Raw genomic sequence first — 21678 nt, forward strand, 5'->3', positions numbered from 1 at the left:
AACGGGGCCCGGAGGGTTACCTGATCATCCGTCGGCCCGTTGTCGCCACCATGGAGCCGCGGCAGTGGTGGGAACGGAACACGGTGCTGGCAGAAGCGTTCTGCCGGAGCGACGAACAGGTGCGATCCGCGCAGGCGAGGCTGGACGAGGAACAGGTGCACCGCGCCCGCCTGCTGGCGGCCTTCGCCGTGACGGTGGGCGACGACGGGGCGGTCGCCGGAATGCTCGGCCTCACCGAGCGCGAGGTGCGGCTGGCCCGGCGGACGGTGGGCAAGTCCGGCGCCCGCGAGGTCGCCGAGGAGGTGCTGGCCGGTGCCGGGCCGGGAGAACCGGCCCCGGGAGAGCTCCCGGAGACCGCGCCGGGCGGGGCGGGGACGCCGGACGCCACGGGCCCGGCGGTCACCGGCCAGGACACCCCCGGGCCGGGTGCCGAGACGCCCGATCCCGCCTCGCACCACCACGCCTGGTCCGGAACGCCGTACACCGCCGCGCACCAGCCCCACCACCAGCAGCACCACCAGCAGAACTGGCAGTACCAGTACCAGCAAGGCCATTCCTACCCCCAAGGCCAGAGCTACCAGCAGTCCCAGGCGTACGCGCACCAGCAGCAGCACCAGTCGTACGGATACGGCCAGCCCCAGCTCCAGTCCTCTTCGCCGACTTCGTCGGCTTCGTCGGCCCAGGCGCCGCAGACGACCCGGACGACCCAGGCATCCCAGCCGTACACCACCTCGTCCCAGCTCCAGCCGCAGCAGCGCGAACCGCGCTGGAGCGGGGCGATGGACGCCCTGCTGGTCGGAGGCCGGCAGACCGGCGTCGATCTCCAGGTGCTGGCCGCGGAGTTCGGTCTCGACCTGGCCCGGCTGGTCGCCCGGGCCCAGCAGCTCTCGGCCGAGGGACGGCTCTCCTCGCCCTGGGCGGGCGCCGGGCAGGGCGAGGAGAACCGTTCGGGCCGCCACCGCCGGGACGCCGTGGGCGCCGGGTACCCGGCCCGGCCCGCGTACCCGGCCTCCGCGGAGCACCCGTATCCCCGCGACGCGTACGACTCCTACGCCTATCCCCTCCCCACGAGCTGGGAGGTCCCCTCGACGGTGCCCGAGGAGATGATCGCCGGCGTCGGCCACCAGTCCGTCCGGCCGTACACGCACAGCACCGCCTCCTGACGCTCCGCCCCGCCCCGCCCGGCACCGCCACCCGGCCCGGGGCCGGACAGGCGGCGCGAAGGAGCGGGACGGCCGGTGGGAGCGGGGAGAGCGGGCCGGGACAGGACGGCGGGGACGACGGCTCGGGACGGGCGCAGAAGGCCGGCGCAGGGGCGGCCACGGGCGGCGGCGGGCGGCCACGGGCGGCGGCGGGCGGCGGCGGACGGCGGCGGACGCGGAAGGACGATCGGCGCGGCCCGAGACGGCCCACTGATCGAATTGACGGGCGCGCGCTCCCGTTGTGCCCTGGGAAGTGGGGCCCGGACGTCAGAGAGGAGCCGCGCCATGCCCACCTCACGCAGCGACACCCGACGCGGCGGAACGGTGGCACCCGCCCGGCCGCACCATCCCGCGCACATCTGGTGGTCCCCGGTCCTCATCAGCGCCTTCTTCGGCTTCTACGCGGGCTTCCTCGACCAGGAGGGCGGCGCCCCGCTCGGCTGGGCCTGGCTGGTCGGCGGGGTGTCGGGGGTCGCCCTGCTGGCGGTGTGGCTGGCGTTCCACGCGGTGCGCGGGAAGCTGCTGCTGGAGGTGCGGGCCGCCTGCTACGGCGCGCTGACCGGGGGCGCCGTCGGGTATCTCGTCGGGCTCAGCGGGGCCTCGGTGCTGAAGTCCGCCGCCATCGGGTTCTTCGTCGGGGCCGGTATGGGCGTCGCGGTGTACTACCGCCTCTTCACCCGGCCCCGGCGGCCGGCCCGGCGCTGAGCCCGCACCGGCGGGCGCCCCGGTGCGCGGAGCCACGCCCCTCGCGGCACGCGGAGGGCGGTGACCGGCGGTGTGCCGGTCACCGCCCTTCGCGGTGGTGCGGTGGTGCTGTGGTGCTGTGGTGCTGTGGTGCTGGACGTGCTGTGCCGTTGTCGTGCTGCTCTCGTGGTGCCGCCGTCCCGCGGCGCTGCCGCCGCGGTGCCGGGCCGTGGCCGGAAGACCCCGGCCCGGTCCGGTCCACGCAGGTCAAGTCAGGCCAGGCCAGGTCAGGTCAGGTCAGGTCAGGTCAGGTCAGGTCAGGTCAGACCGCGCTGCCGGCGACCCACTCGTTCCAGTCCATGTTCCAGCCGTTGAGGCCGTTGTCCGGCTGGATCTCCTTGTCCGGGGAGTTCTTCACGACCACGACGTCACCGAGCAGGGACTGCTCGTAGAACCAGGCACCGTCCTGCTTGGGGTCGTTCGCCCCCTTGACGTCGTTCAGACCGACGCAGCCGTGGCTGGTGTTGGTCTGCCCGAAGATCGAGTCGGCGCCCCAGTAGTTGCCGTGGATGAAGGTGCCCGAGGTGGAGAGCCGCATGGCGTGCGGCACGTCCTTGATGTCGTACTCGCCCTTGCCGTCGTCGTCCGTGAAGCCGACGGTGGCGCCGTTCATCCGGGTCTCCTTGAACTTCTCGGAGATCACCATCTGACCGTTGTAGGTCGGGTTCTCGGGGCTGCCCGCGGAGATCGGGATGGTCCGCAGCACCTTGCCGTCGCGCTCGACCGTCATCTTCTTGGTCTTGACGTCGACGGTGGAGACCTGGCTGCGCCCGATCTTGAAGCTGAAGCTCTTGCTCTGGACGCCCTTGACGCCCGGGGAGCCCTCGACACCATCGAGGTTGAGCTTGACCGTCACCGTGGAGCCCGCCTGCCAGTACTCCTTGGGCCGGAAGTCCAGCCGCTGGTCACCGAACCAGTGCCCGACGACCTCCTGGCTGCCGCTGGTGTTGACCTCGATCGCCGACTGGACGTCCTTCTTGTTCTGGATGCCCTTGTCGAACTTGATCGACACGGGCATCCCCACGCCCACGGTGGTGTCCGCCTCGGGGGTGTAGTACCCGAGGAAGCTGTGGTCCGGGGAGACGGTGGTGAAGGTCGAGTTCTCGGTGGCCTTGCGGCCGTCGGAGTCCTCCGCCGTGGCAGTGATCTTGTACTTGGCCGAACGGTCGAGCTGGCCGTCGGGGGTCCAGGAGGTGCCGTCGGCGGACAGCGTGCCGGGGACGTCCGCGCCGGAGGCGACCGCCGTCATCGTCACGTCGGAGAGCTTGCCGCCCGAGACGGTGACCTTGACGTCGTTGTTGATGCCCGCGTTGTCGGCGCCGTCCTTGGGGGTGATCTTTATTCGCGCGTCCGAGGCGTCCTTCGCCGCCGCCCGGTCGACCTGCGATTGCCCGCCGCTGCCGCCGTCCCCGCCCTTGCCGTCGGAGCCGTTGTCACCGCCGCCCCCGCAGGCGGTGAGCGTCAGCAGACCGCTCAGCAGCGCGGCGGCCACCACCGTGGCCCTGCGCCGCTTCCCTGTCGTCATCACACGCTTCTCCATTGCTGTCCCCGGGTCGCCCGGCCGGATCCGTCACGCGCGGCTCCCGGCCATGCATCTGAAGAACACTCGGACCGGCCGACCCGTTCCACGGGCCACCCAAGTGTGGCGTACGCCACGTGCGCCCCCGGTCCGGGTACACCCCTCCGAAGAGTGATCGGATGATCCGCCCCGCTCCTCACCCTTTCGTGTCGGACACCGCGCCGGACGGGCGTCTCCGGCGTCTCCGCGGAGAGACGTCTGCCCGTGACCACGGCTTCTCACTCCGTGCCCGGCAGGCCGCGGGCCGTCACCGGACCGCCCGCCCACCGGGGCCGGATGCCCCCAACCGCCGCGAAACAGGCCAGGGCCGGACGTTCCACGGCAGGTGGGGCACGGCCGAGAGTACCGCCGGCGCCCGGGCTTTCCCACGACCCACGGGCTTCACTACTATCGGACCGGCCGCCCAACCGACCTGCATCGCAAGGGGTTCATGACGTGTCCGCGCGCCGACCGCTGCTGACCGCCTCCACCGCGGGAGCCATGCTGCTCGCCCTGTGGTTCGTGCCGTCCGCGAACGCGACGGTCGAGGAGGGCAGAGCACCGTCGGCCGAGCAGGCCGGGCAGACCGGGCAGACCGGGCTGGAGACGCAGCAGGAGCGGGGCGCGGCCCTTCCCTCCGAGTCCGTCCCCGGCGAGGACCAGCCGGTCACCGACGCCGAGGAGCTCGCGCTCGCCGACACGGGCAGCGTGGACACCACCCCGTACCTGCTGGGCGGCACGCTCTTCCTGGGCCTCGGCGCCGCGCTGGTCTCGGCGTCCGCCCGGCGCTCGCGGGCCCTCGCCGCCCCCCTGACCGCCCCCTGACCGCCGCCGGGGCGGCCCGCGGCCTCCCGTCCCTTCCGGGCTTCCCACGCCTCAGGCCAGCGGCCCCGTGACCGTCTCGGCCGCCGCGACCAGCGCCCCCGAGCGGACGAACTCGTCCGCCGCCGCGAGGTCCGGCGCCAGGTAGCGGTCCCCGCCCGGCCCGGCGACCCCCGCGGCGCGCAGCGCCGTGAGGACGGCCCGGGTGGCGGGGGCGGGCTCCAGCCCTTCGCGCAGTTCCACGGCGCGGGCGGCGGCCACCAGTTCCACGGCGAGCACCCGGCTCAGGTTGCCGAGCGCCGTCCGCAGTTTGCGCGCCGCGGACCAGCCCATCGAGACGTGGTCCTCCTGCATCGCGGAGGACGGGATCGAGTCGACGGAGGCGGGCACCGCCAGCCGCTTCATCTCGGCCACCAGCGCGGCCTGCGTGTACTGGGCGATCATGAGCCCGGAGTCCACACCCGGGTCACCGGCGAGGAAGGCCGGCAGCCCGTAGGAGCGGTTCCGGTCCAGCAGCCGGTCGGTGCGGCGCTCGGCGATGGAGGCGAGGTCGGCGGCGGCCACGGCCAGGAAGTCCAGGACGTACGCCACGGGCGCGCCGTGGAAGTTGCCGTTGGACTCGACCCGGCCGTCCGGGAGCACCACCGGGTTGTCCACGGCGGCGGCGAGTTCCCGGCCGGCGACGAGGCGGGCGTGGGCCAGGGTGTCCCGGCCCGCCCCGGCGACCTGGGGGGCGCAGCGGACCGAGTAGGCGTCCTGCACCCGCGGCTCGGCCGGCAGCCCGTCGTAGCCGGCCTGGTGGTGGCCGGTGAGCCCGGAGCCGCGGAGTACCCGGGCCATGTTGTCCGCGCTGGCGGCCTGGCCCGGGTGGGGGCGGATGGCGTGCAGTTCGGGGGCGAGGACCCGGTCGGTGCCGAGCAGCGCCTCCAGGGTGAGGGCGGCGGTGATGTCGGCGGCGGTGAGCAGCCGGGCGAGGTCCTCACCGGCCAGGACGAGCATCCCGAGCATGCCGTCGGTGCCGTTGAGGAGCGCCAGGCCCTCCTTCTCCCGCAGTTCCAGCGGGGCGATGCCGTGCGCGGCGAGCAGTTCGGCGGCGGGGCGGACGGTGCCGTCGGGCCCCTCGGCCTCGCCCTCGCCGAGCAGGGTCAGGGCGCAGTGGGAGAGCGGCGCGAGGTCCCCGGAGCAGCCGAGGGAGCCGTACTCGTGGACGACGGGGGTGATACCGGCGTTGAGGAGCGCGGCGATCGTCTCCGCGACCAGCGGGCGGACGCCGGTGTGGCCGGAGGCGAGGGTCTTCAGCCGGAGGAACATCAGGGCGCGGACGACCTCGCGCTCCACGCGGGGCCCCATACCGGCGGCGTGCGAGCGCACGATGTTGTGCTGGAGGCGGGTGCGCAGGGCGGGGTCGACGTGGCGGACGGCGAGGGCGCCGAAGCCGGTGGAGACCCCGTACACCGGTTCGGGCCGCGCGGCGAGGGCCTCCACGGTCTCGCGGGCGGCGGCCAGCGCGCCGAGCGCCTCGGCGGAGAGCGTGACGCAGGCCGAGCCGCGGGCCACGGCCACGACGTCGGCCGGACGGACGCCGGAGGTCCCCAGCTCCACGGTGTGCATATTCATATTCAGGCACCCTAATTTCTGAATCGTCTTCTGTCACCGGCCGGTGCCCGGCCCGCGGGCCGGGCGGGCCCCGGCGTGCGGGCCTCCGAGCCGCCCGGCCCCGGCGGCCGGACGTCTTCCGTCACGAGCCACCGGGCCACAGCAGGTCCGGGGCCCCGGACCGGGCCTCCGCACCTCGGGGCCGGACCGCCCCTGGCCCGGCCGGGACTTCCCTGACATGATCGGCTGAACGATCGTTAACCAGCGTGCCCGCCGTCGAAGCGCGGCGCGACGGGTCCGCGCGCCGCAGGGCAGGTAGGGGCGGTCACACACGGGCGGGCACCAGCCGGCCGGGAGCGCGCGGGCCGGGAACGCACGGGCCGCGCGGCACGGCCGGGCGCCGGCCGGGCGCCCACGAGCAGGGACGACGGTCCCGGGAGGACGGGAGGCGGCGATGAGCGGAGCACCGGAGAGGCCGGAGGCACCGGGGACGGACCGCGCGCCGGAGCCGGGCAGCGGGCCGGAGGCAGGCAGCGCGCCGGGGGCGGCGGCCGCGCACAAGGCGGCGGGAGACCCCGGAGCGGCCGCCACGCCCGCCACCCGCGCCCCGTCCGGAGCGGCCGGCGGCCCCGGAGCCCCCGGGGGGCCGGAGCGGCGGTACGGCGAGTGGATCGCCGTGCGGCGGCACGGCGCGCATGTGGCGGAGCTCGTCCTGGACCGGCCCCGGGCCATGAACGCCGTCTCCACCGAGCTGGCCCGCTGTCTCGCGGAGGCGTGCGCCGCGCTGGCCGCCGACCCCTCGGCACGGGTGGTGGTGCTCACCTCCAGCCATGAGCGGGCCTTCTGCGTCGGGGCCGACCTCAAGGAGCGCAACTCCTTCACCGACGCCGACCTGCTGCGGCAGCGCCCGCACACCCGGGCCGCCTACACCGGGGTGCTGGAGCTGCCGGTGCCCACGGTCGCCGCCGTGCACGGCTACGCCCTCGGTGGGGGCTTCGAGATCGCCCTCTCCTGCGATCTGATCGTGGCGGACCCCACGGCCGTGGTGGGCCTGCCCGAGGTCTCCGTCGGCGTCGTCCCCGGTGGCGGGGGCACCCAGCTGCTGCCCCGCCGGGTCGGCGCGGCGCGCGCCGCCGAACTGATCTTCACGGGGCGGCGGGTGGCGGCGGCCGAGGCGCTGCGCCTGGGGCTGGTCGACCAGCTCGCCGAGGAGGGCGGGGACCGCTCGGAGGCGCTGGCCCTGGCCGGCCGGATCGCGGCCAACTCCCCCGTCGGCCTGCGCGCCGCCAAGCGGGCCCTCCGTCTCGGCCACGGGCTGGATCTGCGGACGGGGCTGGAGGTGGAGGACGCCGCCTGGCGCGCGGTGGCCTTCTCGGGCGACCGGGCGGAGGGGGTCGCGGCCTTCAACGAGAAGCGGAAGCCGGACTGGCCCGGGGAGTGAGCGGCGGGGAGCCGGCCGGGACGGCCCCGGCGCTCCCGGCACGCCCCCGCTGCCGATTCGGCCCGGAGAGAAACCGCCCCGGGAGGGCGCACTCCGTGAAATGTTCCTAGGCTTGGGTGAAGGGTGAGCCCACTGTTACGGAACGCGAGGTGCCGGGTTGGGTGTCGACGGCGGTGGGGGTGACGGGCGGCTGGCCGCCGTCGTGGCGCTGGCCCAGGCGGTGGCCTGCGCCCAGACCCCGCGCGAGACGGCCCGCGCCGCGGCCATCGGCGCCCTGGGCGCCCTCGGCGGCTGCTTCGCCGCGATATCCGCCTGGGAACGGGAGGCGGGACGGCTGCGGGTCCTGGTGAACGTCGGTGAACTCGCTCCCGGGGAGCAGGAGTTCCCCGAGGACGAGTGGTATCCGGTCCGGGACTTCCCCGAGATCGCCGACTTCCTGCACGAGCCGGGGGCGGGCGGTGACGCCCCCCACGCCTGGGTGGAGACCGCGGAGGGGCCGCCGCCCGCGCGCGAGCCCGGGCCGGGGCCCGGCCGGCGGATGGCCACGCTGCGGCGGCGCGGCCGGGGCTGCTGCGTGGTGGCGCCGATCGTGCTGCACGGGCGGGCCTGGGGCGAGCTGTACGTGGCCCGCCCGGTGGGCGACCCCGTCTTCGGCCGGGACGACGCCCGGCTCGCCGCGGTGCTCGCCGCCGTCACCGCCACCGGCATAGCCCAGACCGAGCGGCTGGCCGAGGCCCGCCGGCTCGCCTTCACCGACCCGCTCACCGGCCTGGCCAACCGCCGGGCCGTCGACATACGCCTGGACGAGGCGCTGGCGCGGCACCGGGCGGACGGCACCACCGTCTCCCTGGTGGTCTGTGACATCAACGGGCTGAAGCAGGTCAACGACACCTTGGGCCACGCGGTCGGCGACCGGCTGCTGGAACGATTCGGCTCGGTGCTGTCGGTGTGCGGCGCGATGCTCCCCGGGGCGCTGGCCGCGCGCCTCGGCGGAGACGAGTTCTGCCTGATCGCGGAGGGGCCGCCCGCGGAGGAGGTGGTCCGGGCCGCGACCGAGCTGTGCCATCGGGCGGCCAAGCTCGACCTGGGCGAGGGGGTCGCCTGCGGCGTCGCCTCCACGGGTCACCCGATCGGGCGCGTCCGCTCCGCGCGGCGGCTGTTCCGCCTCGCCGACGCCGCGCAGTACCGGGCCAAGGCGGCCCGCGCGGCGGAGCCCGTGGTCGCGGGCGACGAGGGGCCGGACGATCCGGTGGTCCGCCTGGCCGACGCCTCCACGGCGATACCCGTGGCCGGACCGGAACGGCGCCACTTCCGCGGCCGCTGAACCGGCGCGCCGAGCCGGTCACGACCGGAACCGGGGCTCCCCGCTTACCCGGGCGCCGCACCTGCCCCGGGCGCCCTGCCCGGCGCCGCACCCACCCCGGGCGCCCTGCCCGGCGCCGACCTGCCCGGGGGCCACCCGTGCCGTCCGGCGCCGTACCTACCCGGCCGCCGCCCGCGCCCCGCGCGAGCCACCCCACGCGCGAACCACCCCACGCGTGAGCCACCCCACGCATGAGCCACCCCACGCGTGAACCGCCCCACGCGTGAGCCGCGCCCGACCCGTCTGCCGGCTCCGAGCCCCCGGCCCGTCCCCGGTAGGCCCCGGTAGGCCCCGGTAGGCCCCGGTAGGCCCCGGCGCCGGGCGTTCACCCGGGCCGGCGGGACAGCAGCCACGGCTCGACGACGCCGAGGCCGCGCACCGGGCGCTGCCACATCGGCTGGAGCGCGAACCGGTACCGGTGCGGTGGCTCGCCGTCCGCCGCCTTCTCCGCCGCGGCGGCCTCCGCCTCCGACTCCGGCGCGTCCCCCGCGCGGATCAGATCGGCCGCCAGCGCCTCGTCCACGAGGACCGCGTCCTTGGGCGCTATCGAGGTCAGCCGGCTGGCCAGGTTGACCGTGGTGCCGAAGACGTCGCCCATGCGCGTGGTGACCGTGCCGAAGGCGATGCCCACCCGCAGCGCGGGCATCGTCTCGTCGTGGGCCAGGGTCTCGATCAGCCGCAGCCCGATCTCGGCGGCCGTGCCGGCGTCGTCCGCCGCGAACAGCACCTCGTCCCCGAGGGTCTTGATCAGCCGCCCGCCGCGCGCCGCGACCAGGTCGGCCGCGGTGGTCTCGAACGCCTCGACGAGTTCGCCGAGTTCCTCCTCCTCCAGCCGCCGGGTGAGCCGGGTGAAGCCCACCAGGTCGGCGAAGCCGACGGCCAGCCGGCGGTCGACCATTTCCTCGTCGTCGGCGGCCTGGATGACCCGCCCGGCGGAGGCCGCGAGCTGCCGCCGCCAGACGTAGACGAGGAACTCCTGGAGTTCGGGCAGGAGCAGCTGGACCAGCGGGTAGGCCACCTCGGTGCGGGTCATGCCGGGCTCGGGCGGCTCGGTGAGCCCTTCCAGGAACCCCTCGATCTGCCAGTCGGCCAGCCGCGCCGTGGTCTGGCCGGTGGAACGGGCCACCTGCACGGCCATCGGCTCGCTCAGCAGCCCGGCCTCGACCAGGCCGGCCAGCCGCCGCAGCGCGAGGACGTCCGCCTCGGTGAGCGCCTTGGCCTGGCCGATGTCGGCGAACCCCATCGCGCGCCAGAAACGGGAGGCCAGTTCCATGGAGACACCGGCGCTGCGGGCCGCCTGGAACGGCGTGTACTGGCGCTCGGCGCCCAGGATGAGCTGCTCCAGGCGGATGGCGAGGGGGTTGTCCCCGGTCTCCGCGGTCTCCTCGCCCTCGTGCGAGCCGGCGAAGGCGTGCGGCGAGTGCGCGTGCGCCGTAGTGCCGGCCGGCCCGGTGCGCCCGGCGTGCCCGGCGTAAGGGGCCTCGGCGGCCGGGGGCCCGGAGGGGCCGCCCGGCTCCCCCGCCCCGGCCGGCCCGGTGACGCGGGCCCGGTCGGGGGGCGGGCCGTCGTCGGCCCCGTCCCCGGTCTCCGCCGTCCCTCCGGCCGCTCCCGGCCGCCCGCCGCCGGCGGGGCCGGCGCCGGGGGCCGCCCCGGTGGCCCCACCGCCGGGTCCCCCGGACCCCTCGGATCCCCGGGGGGCGTCGGCGCCCGCGTCGTCGACGGTCACTGCCCGCCCCCTGTCCGATCCCTGCGCACAGCTCTTCCGATCACGTCTCGCCCGCACGGCCCGGGTTACCCGGGCGGGCCGGGAACGCCGTCCCGGCGGCCCCAACGATACGGCAGGTGTGTGCTGGCTCACTCTCCCCGGACGGGCCGCTCACCCGCGGGGCCGCAGGTGGACGACGTCTCCCGCGCCGACCGCCCGCCGGCCCTCCGCGGTCTCCAGCACCAGCCGCCCGTCCTCGTCGAGGGCCACCGCCTCCCCCGTGACCTCCCGGTCGCCGGGCAGCACGGCCCGCACGGCGCGGCCGAGGGTGGCGCAGCGCTCGGTGTACGCGGCGAGCAGCCCGCTGCGCACCGGATCGCCGCCGGCCGCCCGCCAGTCGCCGTACCAGAGCTCCAGGGAGCGCAGGACGGCCCGGAGCAGCGGATCGCGGTCGGTGCCGCCCCCGGCCAGGGCGAGCGAGCCCGCGCCGGGGACGGGGAGTTCGGCGGCGCGCAGCGAGACGTTGAGGCCGAGGCCGAGGACCACCCCCGCCGGGGCGGCGGTGCCCCCGGCGGCCGTTCCCGCGCCGGCGGCCCCTCCGGCCTCCGCCGGCCCCGCCGCCCCGGCGTCCCCGCCCGTCCGCGCGGCCGGCTCGCCGCCGCCGACGCTCTCCGCGAGGATGCCGCCCGCCTTGCGCTCCTCGCCGCCCACCGTGACCAGCAGGTCGTTGGGCCACTTCAGCCGGATCTCGGTGTCCGCCGCGCGGGAGACCGCCGCGGCGACCGCCACTCCGGCGAGCAGCGGCAGCCACCCCCAGCGGGTGACGGGCACGGGGTCCGCGGCGCTCCGCTCCGTCCCCGGCACCCCGGGCCGCAGCAGCACGGAGACGAAGATGCCGGAGCGGGCGGGGGCCACCCAGTGCCGGTCCAGCCGGCCGCGGCCGGCCGTCTGCTCCTCGGAGACGAGTACCGCGCCCTCGCCGGCGGTCCCGGCCGCGGCGCGCTCCGCGAGATCGGTGTTGGTGGAGCCGGTGGACTCGACGACGTCGAGCGCCGTCCACAGCCCGCCGGGACGGATCAGGCCACGGCGGAGCGCGGCGGCGCCGAGCGGCGGGCGCTCCAGGTCGGACCAGCGGCCGGGGGGTTCCGGCGCGGTCCCGCCGGACGGGGTGGCAGTCATGGGCCCCACCCTAAGGACCCCGGGGGGTGATCCCCGGCGATCCCCGGCGGGCGCGGCCCCCGCCCCGGTGCTCCCCCGGTCCCCTGCGGGGGCGCCCCCGTACCGCCTCGCTCGAACGGCCGCACCTCTCCGGCGCGCGCGTCCCCCGCGCCCCGTCCTCCGTCCCGCGTCCCGTGCGGGGGCGGTGCCGGGACGGGACGGCGGGACGGGGGCGGGCCTGCGCGGATGTGGCCAACGCCGCAGTGCCGGGCCCCGCCCGCGCCGATACCCTACGAGGCGGTAACCCGGGTGACTCCTGGGCAGCCTCCGGAACACACGCCCCCGGGAACCGAACAGCCGAGCCGACACCACCGCACCCGCCCCCTGGACGAGCAGGAGCCGCATCCCGATGTCCGAGCCGGAAATCGACCTTCACACCACCGCCGGGAAGATCTCTGACCTGCGGCGGCGCATCGACGAGGCCACGCACGCCGGCTCGCAGCGCGCCGTGGAGAAGCAGCACGCCAAGGGGAAGCTGACGGCGCGCGAACGGATCGACCTGCTGCTGGACGAGGGCTCGTTCACGGAGCTGGACGAGTTCGCCCGGCACCGCTCGACCAACTTCGGCCTGGACGCCAACCGCCCCTACGGGGACGGCGTGGTGACCGGGTACGGCACGATCGACGGCCGCCCGGTGGCCGTGTTCTCGCAGGACTTCACCGTCTTCGGCGGCGCGCTCGGCGAGGTCTTCGGCCAGAAGATCGTCAAGGTGATGGACTTCGCGCTGAAGAACGGCTGCCCGGTCATCGGCATCAACGACTCGGGCGGCGCCCGGATCCAGGAGGGCGTCAGCGCCCTCGGGCTGTACGGCGAGATCTTCCGCCGCAACACCCACGCCTCCGGAGTGATCCCGCAGATCTCCCTGGTCATGGGCCCCTGCGCGGGCGGCGCGGTCTACTCCCCGGCGATCACCGACTTCACGGTGATGGTCGACGGCACCTCGCACATGTTCATCACCGGCCCCGATGTGATCAAGACGGTGACCGGCGAGGACGTCGGCTTCGACGAGCTGGGCGGCGCCCGCACGCACAACGCCACCTCCGGCGTGGCGCACCACATGGCGGGCGACGAGAAGGACGCCGTCGACTTCGTCAAGGCGCTGCTGTCCTACCTCCCGTCCAACAACCTCAGCGAGCCGCCGGCCTTCCCCGAGGAGGCCGACCTGGAGACGGGCGACGAGGACCGGGAGCTCGACTCGATCATCCCGGACTCCGCCAACCAGCCGTACGACATGCGGACGGTCGTCGAACACGTCCTGGACGACGGGGAGTTCCTGGAGACCCAGGCGCTCTTCGCGCCGAACATCATCACCGGCTTCGGCCGGGTCGAGGGCCGCCCGGTGGGCGTCGTCGGCAACCAGCCCATGCAGTTCGCCGGCTGCCTGGACATCGACGCCTCCGAGAAGGCCGCGCGCTTCGTCCGCACCTGCGACGCGTTCAACGTCCCGGTGCTGACCTTCGTCGACGTCCCCGGCTTCCTGCCCGGCGTCGAGCAGGAACTCGGTGGCATCATCCGGCGCGGCGCCAAGCTGATCTACGCCTACGCGGAGGCGACCGTCCCGCTGATCACGGTCATCACCCGCAAGGCGTTCGGCGGCGCGTACGACGTCATGGGTTCCAAGCATCTCGGCGCCGACCTCAACCTGGCCTGGCCCACGGCCCAGGTCGCGGTCATGGGCGCGCAGGGCGCGGTGAACATCCTGCACCGCAGGACGCTCGCCGCCGCCCCCGACGAGGAGCGCGAGGACCTGCGGCAGCGGCTGGTCACGGAGTACGAGGAGACGCTGCTCAACCCCTACACGGCGGCGGAGCGCGGCTATGTGGACGCGGTGGTCCTGCCCTCCGAGACGCGCCGCCACATCGTCCGGGGCCTGCGCACCCTGCGCTCCAAGCGGGAGTCGCTGCCCCCGAAGAAGCACGGCAACATCCCGCTCTGACCGGCCCGCCCCGGCGGCGGACCGGCCACCGGGCGGGCCGAGCGGGCCGCCGGCGGCCCGCGGCCGGGAACGGCGCGGGGGAAGGGCGCGCGCCGGGGCACACGGTCCCGCCCGCCGGGTGGCACCGGCCGCCGGGCGGGGTAGGGGAACGATCGGGGATCGAGCGAGCGACGAGGAGGAATCCATGTTCAAGGTGGTCCGGGGCAATCCGACCCCCGAGGAGCTGGCCGCCGCGCTGGCGGTGGTCCAGGCGCGCGCCGCGGCGTCCTCGTCCGCCGCCACGGCGCCCGAGTCGCTGGACGAGTGGGCCGACCCGGCCCGCAACGTGCCCGGGCACACGCTGCCCCACCCGGGGCCGCAGGCGTGGCGCACCTCGTACTGGCCCCGCTGAGCCCCGCGGGGCACCGGGGGACCTCGCCGGACGGAACGGAGGCCGGGAGAGACGGGCGGCCGGCCACGGCGGCCTGAACCACCGGCCCCGCTGCCGCCTGAGTATCCGTACTCAGGCGGCACCGCCGTTCCGGGCGGATCATCGGACGCATGTTGTGCTCCGACCCCTCCGACGAACCGCCCCAGGACATGCGGGACACCGAGAGGAAGCTGCGCCGGGCCGGCGGGCTGCTGGCGGTGGCGGTCCTCGTGACCCTGGCGCTTCTGCTCCTCCGCTGACCCCACCACTCGCCGCCGGCCGCCTCCTCGCGCTTCTATACGCTGCCGCCATGGAGACCACCGCGCCCGCCACCCGCCGCACGCTCGTCCTCGCCTCCCGCTCCCCCGCCCGGCTGGGTCTGCTCCGGCAGGCCGGGCTGGTGCCCGAGGTGATCGTGAGCGGGGTCGACGAGGACGCGCTCACCGCGGACTCCCCGGGCGCGCTGGCGCGACTGCTCGCGGAGGCCAAGGCGGAGGCGGTCGCCGCCCGGCCGGAGGCCGCGGGGGCACTCGTGGTGGGCTGCGACTCGGTGCTGGACCTGGACGGACGGGCGCTCGGCAAGCCCGGCGGCCCGGAGGAGGCCACGGCCCGCTGGAAGGCCATGCGCGGCCGCTCGGGCGTGCTGCGGACCGGGCACTGCGTGATCGACACGGTGAGCGGCCGGCGGGTGTCGGCGACGGCCTCCACCACCGTCCGGTTCGGCGAGCCGTCCGACGGCGAGATCGCCGCGTACGTGGCCAGCGGTGAACCCCTCCATGTGGCGGGCGCGTTCACCCTGGACGGGCGGTCGGCACCGTTCGTGGAGGGGGTGGACGGCGATCCGGGCAACGTCATCGGCCTGTCGCTGCCGACGCTGCGGCGGCTCCTCGCCGAACTGGACGTGCGCATCACCGACTTGTGGGGGTGACCCCGGTCGGGGGTGAACCCCGGTCAGGGGCTCGGGGGCTCGGGGCTCAGGGGTGCGCCGGCGCGCCCGCGGTCCCGCCGTCCGCGGTGGCCGGGCCGGACGGCGGGGCTCCGTCCCCCTCCGCGAAGCCCAGCAGGCAGAAGACGATCAGGCCGAAGACGGTCATCAGGAACGCGAAGGCGTCCCAGCCGACCAGACCCACCGTCAGCGCGCCCAGCACGGCGTGCAGGACGGCGCAGGCGATCAGCAGGACGCGCGGGACGGAGCGCGGCGCCCGGTTCCGCACCCCGGCGGTCACCAGCGTCACCGCGCAGCCGAGCAGGAACAGGCCGAGGACGATCCCCAGGCCCAGGGTGGACGCCCCCATGTGGTCCGGGTCCAGGCCGGCGAGCGACATGCTCTGCCGGCTCACGACCTCGCCGAGGAACCAGTGCAGCCAGACGGCGCCCACCGCCTCGGCCACCAGCACGAGCCCCGTCACCACCGCCACGAGCGCCGCCGGTCTGCGCGCCACCGAACCCACCGCCGTTCCGTCCCGCCCGGTCGTTACCCAGGGTATGTGAGAAGGCCCGCAGGCTACTTCCGGGTAATGCCCGGCGGCAAGGGGCGCGTACGGGGTGCGCGCCGGAACGGACTCCCGGGCAAAGATTCCCCGCGAGGTTCGTAGGAATTCCACAAAGAATGCCGGTCGCGCGCCTCGGGCTCCGACAGAGACCTAGCCCACATCACCGGCCCGCCACCCCTCGGGCCGGACCCGACTATCCTTGCCTGACAAGGACTTTCAGCACCTGACCGAGGGGATCCTGACCGTCCGTGTGGGCAAGGTCACCCCCTGAGGCGCCTCGGCACGGCGTGTCGGCAGTCCCTAAACTCACCTTGTTTCAAGGAGGGAGCCATCGTGCGCAAGGTGCTCATCGCCAACCGGGGCGAAATCGCGGTCCGTGTGGCCCGCGCCTGCCGGGACGCCGGAATCGCGAGCGTAGCCGTCTACGCCGATCCGGACCGGGACGCTCTGCACGTCCGCGCGGCCGACGAGGCCTACGCGCTGGGTGGCGACACCCCGGCCACCAGCTATCTGGACATGTCCAAGGTGCTGGCCGCGGCGGCCGAGTCGGGCGCCGACGCCGTCCATCCCGGCTACGGCTTCCTCTCGGAGAACGCCGACTTCGCGCGGGCCGTCCTCGACGCGGGCCTGACCTGGATCGGCCCGCCCCCGCAGGCGATCCGCGATCTCGGTGACAAGGTCGCCGCCCGCCACATCGCCCAGCGCGCCGGCGCCCCGCTGGTCGCCGGCACCCCCGACCCGGTCTCCGGCGCCGACGAGGTCGTGGCCTTCGCCGAGGAACACGGCCTGCCCATCGCCATCAAGGCGGCGTTCGGTGGCGGCGGCCGCGGCCTGAAGGTGGCCCGCACCCTCGACGAGGTGCCCGAGCTGTACGACTCCGCGGTGCGCGAGGCCGTCGCCGCCTTCGGCCGCGGCGAGTGCTTCGTCGAGCGCTACCTGGACCGGCCGCGCCACGTCGAGACCCAGTGCCTGGCCGACCGGCACGGCAACGTCGTCGTGGTCTCCACCCGCGACTGTTCCCTCCAGCGCCGTCACCAGAAGCTCGTCGAGGAGGCCCCGGCCCCCTTCCTCAGCGAGGAGCAGAACGCCGAGCTGTACCGCGCCTCCAAGGCCATCCTCAAGGAGGCCGGTTACGTCGGCGCGGGCACCGTGGAGTTCCTCGTCGGCAACGACGGCACGATCTCCTTCCTGGAGGTCAACACCCGTCTCCAGGTGGAGCACCCGGTGACCGAGGAGGTCACCGGCATCGACCTGGTCCGCGAGATGTTCCGAGTCGCCGACGGCGAGGAACTCGGCTACGGCGACCCGCCGGTGCGCGGCCACTCCTTCGAGTTCCGCATCAACGGCGAGGACCCGGGCCGCAACTTCCTGCCCGCCCCCGGCACCGTCACCCTCTTCTCCCCGCCCTCCGGGCCGGGCGTCCGGCTGGACGCCGGGGTCGAGTCCGGCTCCGTCATCGGCCCGGCCTGGGACTCCCTGCTGGCCAAGCTGATCGTCACGGGCGCCACCCGGCAGCAGGCCCTCCAGCGCGCCGCGCGCGCCCTGGCGGAGTTCCGGATCGAGGGCATGGCCACGGCGATCCCCTTCCACCGCGCGGTCGTGACGGACCCGGCGTTCGCCCCCGAACTGGGCGGCTCCGCCGAGCCGTTCACCGTCCACACCCGGTGGATCGAGACCGGATTCGTCAACGAGATCACGCCGTTCGCCGCTCCGGGTGCCGACGAGGCCGAGGGCGAGACGCGCGAGACGGTCGTGGTCGAGGTGGGCGGCAAGCGCCTGGAGGTCTCGCTGCCCGCTTCGCTGGGCGCGGGCGCCGCCCCGGCCGCCGGGCAGAAGAAGCCGAAGCGGAAGGCCGCCAAGAAGGCCGGCTCCGCCGCCTCCGGCGACACCCTGGCCTCGCCCATGCAGGGCACCGTGGTGAAGGTCGCCGTGGAGGAGGGCCAGCGGGTCGAGGAGGGCGAGCTGATCGTGGTCCTGGAGGCCATGAAGATGGAGCAGCCGCTCAACGCGCACAAGGCCGGCACGGTCAAGGGCCTCGCCACCGAGGTCGGGGCGGCCCTCTCCTCGGGGGCCGTCATCTGCGAGATCAAGGACTGAGCGGGCGGCGGTCCACCACCGCCGCCGATCTGTCTCCGGGCCCGCCGTACCGCACCGTACGGCGGGCCCGTCCCGTTCCCGCCTTCCCGCCGGTACGCGGCCCCCGCCGGTCGCCCCACCACCCTGCCCACCGTCCCGGTGGCTGCCGTCCCGGCGGGCTCCCCGCCCCCGCTACGGCCTCGCGGGCCCCCACCGGCGACGGGCCTTCCGTCCGGCGACGGGCCTTCCGTCCGGCGACGGGTCTTCCGTCCGGCGACGGGTCTTCCGTCCGGCGACGGGCCTCGCGGCCGCTCCCCGGCCGCCCCGCCCGCCGGTCGCCCGGCCCCACCGCCTCCGCCCCCGTGACGGGGCGGTGATCCGCCCCGGGCGGCTCCCGGGCGAGCGCACCACCGCGGCGATGGCATCCTTGGGACCAGGGCGGGCGAGTGAGGAGGGACCGGGCGGCGATGGCGACCGAGACGGGGCGGACGGCGATGGACACGGCCGGGGCACGCCCCATGCGCGCCGACGCGCGGCGCAATCACGAGCGGCTGCTGACCGTGGCCCGGGCCGCGTTCACCGAGCACGGCACGGACACCTCCCTGGAGGAGGTGGCGCGCCGCGCGGGTGTCGGCGTCGGCACGCTCTACCGCCACTTCCCCAACCGCCGCGCGCTCATCGGCGCCGTCTTCCACGGTGAGGTCGAGGCCCTGGCGGACCGGGCACGGGAACTGCTGGAGGCGGAGGAGCCCTGTGCCGCGCTCCTCGACTGGCTGCGCGCGCTGATCGACCACTCGGTGACCTACCGGGGCCTCTCCCGCGCCCTGATGACCGCGTCCACCGCCGCGGACTGCGAACTCTCCTCCTGCGCCGTGCCGGTGCGCGCCGCGGGCGGTGAGCTGCTGGCCCGGGCCCAGCGGGCCGGGGCCACCCGGGCCGAGGTGGAGATCGGTGATCTGATCCGGCTCACCAACGCCATCGCGATCGCCGTCGAGGAGAGCCCCGGCGACCCCGGCCTCGCCGACCGGCTGCTCACCCTCACCCTGCACGGCCTCCGCGCGGACCCGGGCGCGTGCGCCCCGGGACCGGCCGGCCGCTGACCCGCCCGCTGGCCCACCCACTGGCCCACCCGCTGCCCCACCCGTGCAGCGGGGCGGTTCACCGGAGCGGGCGCGCGGCCGGTGACGGTACGCGGTGCCCGCCCCGCGCCGGCCGGCCCGACCACACACCGCGGACCGCACCGCACGTGGGCCGGGCCCGCCGCCGCCCAGGTCAGCGGCGACGCAGATCCGCCACCCGCCCACCCGTGGCGGGCGGTTCGGCGGTCGGGGGCCCGCCCCGGAGCGGGGGCGTGGTGGACGCGGCCGGGTGCGCGCGGCGCTGCCCGGGGAGGGGCAGGTCCTCGGTGCGCCCGGGGCCCTGCCCGCCCGCCGGCGGCTTGCCACCGCCCGGCCCGGCGGCCGGGGACGGGCCCCGCCCGGCGGCGGGAGGCACCGGGCGCGGCCTGCGCCCCGGCCCCGGCGCGGCCCCGGCGCCCCCGCCGGTGCCACCGCCGGGCGCAGCCACCGTGATCTGCACGCCCTGGTCCGCCAGGGCCCGGAGTTCGGCGGCGGCCCGCTCCTCGTGCTCCGGGGGCTCGTCGGTGACCAGCCGGGTGATCGTCTCCGTGGGGACCGTCTGGAACATGGTGTCCGTCCCGAGCTTGGTGTGGTCGGCGAGGACCACCACCTCGGCGGCGGCCTGGACGAGGGCCCGGTCGACGCTGGCGGAGAGCATGTTCGAGGTGGACAGGCCCCGTTCGGCGGTCAGCCCACTGCCGGAGAGGAACGCGCGGGAGACCCGGAGGCCGTGCAGGGACTGCTCCGCGCCACTGCCCACCAGGGCGTGGTCGGAGCCGCGCAGGGTACCCCCGGTCATCACCACCTCGACCCGGTTGGCGTGCGCCAGCGCCTGCGCGACGAGCAGGGAGTTGGTGACCACGGTGAGGCCGGGGACGCGCGCGAGCCGGCGGGCCAGCTCCTGGGTGGTCGTGCCCGCCCCGACCACGATCGCCTCGCCCTCCGTGACCAGGGCGGCGGCACGGTCGGCGATGGCCGTCTTCTCGGCGGTCGCCAGATGGGCCTTCTGCGGGAAACCGGGCTCCCGGCTGAAACCTCCGGGCAGCACCGCTCCGCCGTGCCGGCGGTCGAGCAGCCCTTCCGCCTCCAGCGCGCGCACGTCACGGCGTACGGTCACTTCTGAGGTCTGGACGACACGGGCGAGCTCACGGAGCGACACGGCCCCGTTGGCGCGCACCATTTCAAGGATCAATTGGCGACGTTCTGCAGCGAACACAAAACTGACAGTAACGCCACCGACCGACCGCTTTCAGCGGTTTTCGCCGAATAGCAGAAATTGCCCGTGGCCCCGTCCCGCTCCTGCTATACGGGACCATGCCCCGGGCCCCCGCGGCAACCGCCGTGCCGGAACCGGCCGGGAAGCGCCTCCCGGCCCGGGACCGGGCTCCCGGGAAGCCTGCGGCCGGACCCGGACCCGTCGCGGGGCGGCCTCCACCCGGCGGGGCGGCGGACGCCGGGCCCCGGAGGCGTGCGCCGGGCCCGGCTCAGCCCTCGCCGAGGCTCTTCCGGGTGTGCAGCTGCCGCGCCACCTCGGCGATCGAACCGGAGAGCGAGGGGTACACCGTGAAGGTGTTGGCCACCTGCTCGACCGTCAGGCTGTTGTCCACGGCGAGCGATATCGGGTGGATCAGCTCGCTGGCGCGCGGCGCGACCACCACACCGCCCACGACGATGCCGGTACCGGGCCGGCAGAACAGCTTCACGAAGCCGTCCCGGATGCCCTGCATCTTCGCCCGGGGGTTGCGCAGCAGCGGCAGCTTGACCGCGCGGGCGTCGATCCGGCCGCTGTCCACGTCCGCCTGCGTGTAGCCGACGGTCGCGATCTCCGGGTCGGTGAAGACGTTCGCCGAGACGGTCTTGAGGTTCAGCGGGGCCACCGCGTCCCCGAGGATGTGGTACATCGCGATCCGGCCCTGCATCGCGGCGACGGACGCCAGCGCCAGCACTCCCGTGCAGTCGCCCGCGGCGTAGACGCCGGGCGCGCCGGTGCGGGAGACCCGGTCGGTCCGGATGTGGCCGGACTCCTTGAGCACGACCCCCGCCTCCTCCAGCCCCATGCCGCCGGTGTTGGGGACCGCGCCCACCGCCATCAGGCAGTGCGAGCCGGTGATCGTGCGGCCGTCGGCCAGCCGCACCTCGACCCCGGCGCCGGCCCGCTTCACGGCCGCCGCGCGGGAGCGGCTCATCACGTTCATCCCGCGGCGGCGGAAGACGTCCTCCAGCACCACGGCGGCGTCCGGGTCCTCACCCGGCAGCACGCGGTCCCGGCTGGAGACCAGGGTGACCCGGGAGCCCAGCGCCTGGTACGCGCCGGCGAACTCGGCGCCGGTCACGCCGGAGCCGACGACGATCAGCTCCTCGGGCAGCTCGTCCAGGTCGTAGAGCTGCGTCCAGTTGAGGATGCGCTCGCCGTCGGGCAGGGCGTCGGGGAGTTCCCGGGGGTGCGCGCCGGTGGCCACCAGCACCGCGTCGGCGGTCAGGGCCTCCTCGGCACCGTCGGCGAACCGCACGGTCACCGTGCGGGAGCCGTCCGGTGCCTGCTGCGGCTCCAGCCGCCCCCGGCCGCGCAGCACCCGGCCGCCGGCCCGGGTGACGGACGCGGTGATGTCGTGCGACTGCGCGAGCGCGAGGCGCTTCACCCGGCGGTTGACCTTGCCGAGGTCCACCCCGACCACCCGGGCGGGCTGGTCGACGTGCGGGGTGTCGTCGGCGACGATGATGCCGAGCTCCTCGTAGGAGGAGTCGAAGGTGGTCATGACCTCGGCGGTCGCGATCAGCGTCTTCGACGGCACGCAGTCGGTGAGCACCGACGCGCCGCCGAGGCCGTCGCTGTCGACGACGGTCACCTCCGCGCCGAGTTGCGCGGCCACCAGGGCCGCCTCGTACCCGCCGGGTCCGCCGCCGATGATCACGATCCGAGTCACGGGCCCATTCTCCCCCACGGGCCCGCGGAGGTCCCGGCGGGGGTCGGCCGGGAGCGGGCGAACCCGCGAGCCG

The 21678-nt window shown here is 75.5% G+C and carries 18 protein-coding genes; 11 read left to right on the plus strand and 7 right to left on the minus strand.

Annotation, left to right across the window (positions count from 1 at the left end):
• Positions 1-50: 50 nt before the first annotated feature.
• Both HCK00_RS27480 and HCK00_RS08570 read left to right on the plus strand, forming a co-directional pair.
• On the plus strand, positions 51-1163 hold the full coding sequence (locus HCK00_RS27480) for a hypothetical protein (RefSeq protein WP_240965376.1): 1113 nt from the start codon (positions 51-53) through the stop codon (positions 1161-1163).
• Positions 1164-1487: 324 nt separating this feature from the next.
• Complete coding sequence (locus HCK00_RS08570) at positions 1488-1907, plus strand: hypothetical protein (RefSeq protein WP_168101198.1); 420 nt, start codon at positions 1488-1490, stop codon at positions 1905-1907.
• A gap of 301 nt (positions 1908-2208) precedes the next feature.
• Here HCK00_RS08570 and HCK00_RS08575 read toward each other — a convergent pair whose 3' ends face one another.
• On the minus strand, positions 2209-3471 hold the full coding sequence (locus HCK00_RS08575; RefSeq protein ID WP_206320073.1) for a L,D-transpeptidase: 1263 nt from the start codon (positions 3469-3471) through the stop codon (positions 2209-2211).
• Positions 3472-3960: 489 nt separating this feature from the next.
• Here HCK00_RS08575 and HCK00_RS08580 point away from each other — a divergent pair, with 489 nt between their 5' ends.
• A complete protein-coding gene (locus HCK00_RS08580) occupies positions 3961-4329 on the plus strand; it encodes a hypothetical protein (protein ID WP_168101200.1) in 369 nt (122 codons plus the stop codon).
• A gap of 51 nt (positions 4330-4380) precedes the next feature.
• On the opposite strand, the gene hutH is transcribed toward HCK00_RS08580, so the two are convergent.
• Entirely contained in the window at positions 4381-5937 is a 1557-nt protein-coding gene (hutH, locus tag HCK00_RS08585) for a histidine ammonia-lyase (protein ID WP_168101354.1), read from the minus strand.
• A gap of 439 nt (positions 5938-6376) precedes the next feature.
• Between hutH and HCK00_RS08590 the strand changes: the two genes are divergently transcribed.
• Together HCK00_RS08590 and HCK00_RS08595 are read left to right on the plus strand one after the other, a co-directional pair.
• Positions 6377-7363: an enoyl-CoA hydratase/isomerase family protein gene (locus tag HCK00_RS08590; RefSeq protein WP_240965377.1), complete on the plus strand. Its 987-nt coding sequence runs from the start codon at positions 6377-6379 to the stop codon at positions 7361-7363.
• 157 nt (positions 7364-7520) lie between these two features.
• Positions 7521-8687 (plus strand): GGDEF domain-containing protein, encoded by a 1167-nt coding sequence (locus HCK00_RS08595; RefSeq protein ID WP_168101201.1) that lies wholly within the window; start codon positions 7521-7523, stop codon positions 8685-8687.
• Between the two features lie 364 nt (positions 8688-9051).
• Here HCK00_RS08595 and HCK00_RS08600 read toward each other — a convergent pair whose 3' ends face one another.
• Together HCK00_RS08600 and HCK00_RS08605 are read right to left on the minus strand one after the other, a co-directional pair.
• A complete protein-coding gene (locus HCK00_RS08600; RefSeq protein ID WP_311765214.1) occupies positions 9052-10452 on the minus strand; it encodes an adenylate/guanylate cyclase domain-containing protein in 1401 nt (466 codons plus the stop codon).
• A 150-nt stretch (positions 10453-10602) separates the two neighbouring features.
• Positions 10603-11610, minus strand: a complete 1008-nt coding sequence (locus tag HCK00_RS08605; protein ID WP_168101202.1) for a biotin--[acetyl-CoA-carboxylase] ligase — start codon at positions 11608-11610, stop codon at positions 10603-10605.
• Between the two features lie 388 nt (positions 11611-11998).
• Between HCK00_RS08605 and HCK00_RS08610 the strand changes: the two genes are divergently transcribed.
• From HCK00_RS08610 to HCK00_RS08620, 4 genes are all read left to right on the plus strand, one after another.
• A complete protein-coding gene (locus tag HCK00_RS08610; RefSeq protein ID WP_168101203.1) occupies positions 11999-13585 on the plus strand; it encodes an acyl-CoA carboxylase subunit beta in 1587 nt (528 codons plus the stop codon).
• 184 nt (positions 13586-13769) lie between these two features.
• Positions 13770-13976 (plus strand): acyl-CoA carboxylase epsilon subunit, encoded by a 207-nt coding sequence (locus HCK00_RS08615; RefSeq protein ID WP_168101204.1) that lies wholly within the window; start codon positions 13770-13772, stop codon positions 13974-13976.
• A gap of 149 nt (positions 13977-14125) precedes the next feature.
• Complete coding sequence (gene mmpB, locus HCK00_RS28145; RefSeq protein WP_277348198.1) at positions 14126-14254, plus strand: morphogenic membrane protein MmpB; 129 nt, start codon at positions 14126-14128, stop codon at positions 14252-14254.
• 50 nt (positions 14255-14304) lie between these two features.
• Positions 14305-14922 carry a Maf family protein gene (locus tag HCK00_RS08620; RefSeq protein WP_168101205.1) on the plus strand — a complete coding sequence of 206 codons (618 nt, stop codon included), beginning with the start codon at positions 14305-14307 and terminating at the stop codon, positions 14920-14922.
• A 46-nt stretch (positions 14923-14968) separates the two neighbouring features.
• Here the strand turns inward: HCK00_RS08620 and HCK00_RS08625 are convergent, their stop codons facing one another.
• Positions 14969-15436 carry a hypothetical protein gene (locus HCK00_RS08625; RefSeq protein ID WP_168101206.1) on the minus strand — a complete coding sequence of 156 codons (468 nt, stop codon included), beginning with the start codon at positions 15434-15436 and terminating at the stop codon, positions 14969-14971.
• Positions 15437-15820: 384 nt separating this feature from the next.
• Between HCK00_RS08625 and HCK00_RS08630 the strand changes: the two genes are divergently transcribed.
• Positions 15821-17584, plus strand: coding sequence for an acetyl/propionyl/methylcrotonyl-CoA carboxylase subunit alpha (locus tag HCK00_RS08630; RefSeq protein WP_168101207.1), 1764 nt, complete (start codon positions 15821-15823; stop codon positions 17582-17584).
• Between the two features lie 446 nt (positions 17585-18030).
• Positions 18031-18663, plus strand: coding sequence for a TetR/AcrR family transcriptional regulator (locus HCK00_RS08635; protein ID WP_240965378.1), 633 nt, complete (start codon positions 18031-18033; stop codon positions 18661-18663).
• A gap of 172 nt (positions 18664-18835) precedes the next feature.
• Here HCK00_RS08635 and HCK00_RS08640 read toward each other — a convergent pair whose 3' ends face one another.
• Both HCK00_RS08640 and HCK00_RS08645 read right to left on the minus strand, forming a co-directional pair.
• Positions 18836-19897: a DeoR/GlpR family DNA-binding transcription regulator gene (locus HCK00_RS08640; protein WP_168101208.1), complete on the minus strand. Its 1062-nt coding sequence runs from the start codon at positions 19895-19897 to the stop codon at positions 18836-18838.
• A gap of 268 nt (positions 19898-20165) precedes the next feature.
• The gene (locus tag HCK00_RS08645) at positions 20166-21605 is read right to left on the minus strand and encodes an NAD(P)H-quinone dehydrogenase (RefSeq protein ID WP_168101209.1); all 1440 of its coding nucleotides are present in this window, start codon (positions 21603-21605) and stop codon (positions 20166-20168) included.
• Between the last annotated feature and the right edge of the window lie 73 nt (positions 21606-21678).

This window comes from Streptomyces zingiberis, assembly GCF_012034935.1.
GTDB lineage: Bacteria > Actinomycetota > Actinomycetes > Streptomycetales > Streptomycetaceae > Streptomyces > Streptomyces zingiberis.

Coding starts and splice junctions, on each gene's coding strand:
- HCK00_RS08590 (WP_240965377.1), top strand. CDS start 6,377: ATGAGCGGAGCACCGGAGAGGCCGGAGGCACCGGGGACGGACCGCGCG.
- HCK00_RS08620 (WP_168101205.1), top strand. CDS start 14,305: ATGGAGACCACCGCGCCCGCCACCCGCCGCACGCTCGTCCTCGCCTCC.
- HCK00_RS08610 (WP_168101203.1), top strand. CDS start 11,999: ATGTCCGAGCCGGAAATCGACCTTCACACCACCGCCGGGAAGATCTCT.
- HCK00_RS08615 (WP_168101204.1), top strand. CDS start 13,770: ATGTTCAAGGTGGTCCGGGGCAATCCGACCCCCGAGGAGCTGGCCGCC.
- HCK00_RS27480 (WP_240965376.1), top strand. CDS start 51: ATGGAGCCGCGGCAGTGGTGGGAACGGAACACGGTGCTGGCAGAAGCG.
- mmpB (WP_277348198.1), top strand. CDS start 14,126: ATGTTGTGCTCCGACCCCTCCGACGAACCGCCCCAGGACATGCGGGAC.
- HCK00_RS08635 (WP_240965378.1), top strand. CDS start 18,031: ATGGCGACCGAGACGGGGCGGACGGCGATGGACACGGCCGGGGCACGC.
- hutH (WP_168101354.1), bottom strand. CDS start 5,937: ATGCACACCGTGGAGCTGGGGACCTCCGGCGTCCGTCCGGCCGACGTC.
- HCK00_RS08605 (WP_168101202.1), bottom strand. CDS start 11,610: ATGACTGCCACCCCGTCCGGCGGGACCGCGCCGGAACCCCCCGGCCGC.
- HCK00_RS08570 (WP_168101198.1), top strand. CDS start 1,488: ATGCCCACCTCACGCAGCGACACCCGACGCGGCGGAACGGTGGCACCC.
- HCK00_RS08575 (WP_206320073.1), bottom strand. CDS start 3,471: ATGACGACAGGGAAGCGGCGCAGGGCCACGGTGGTGGCCGCCGCGCTG.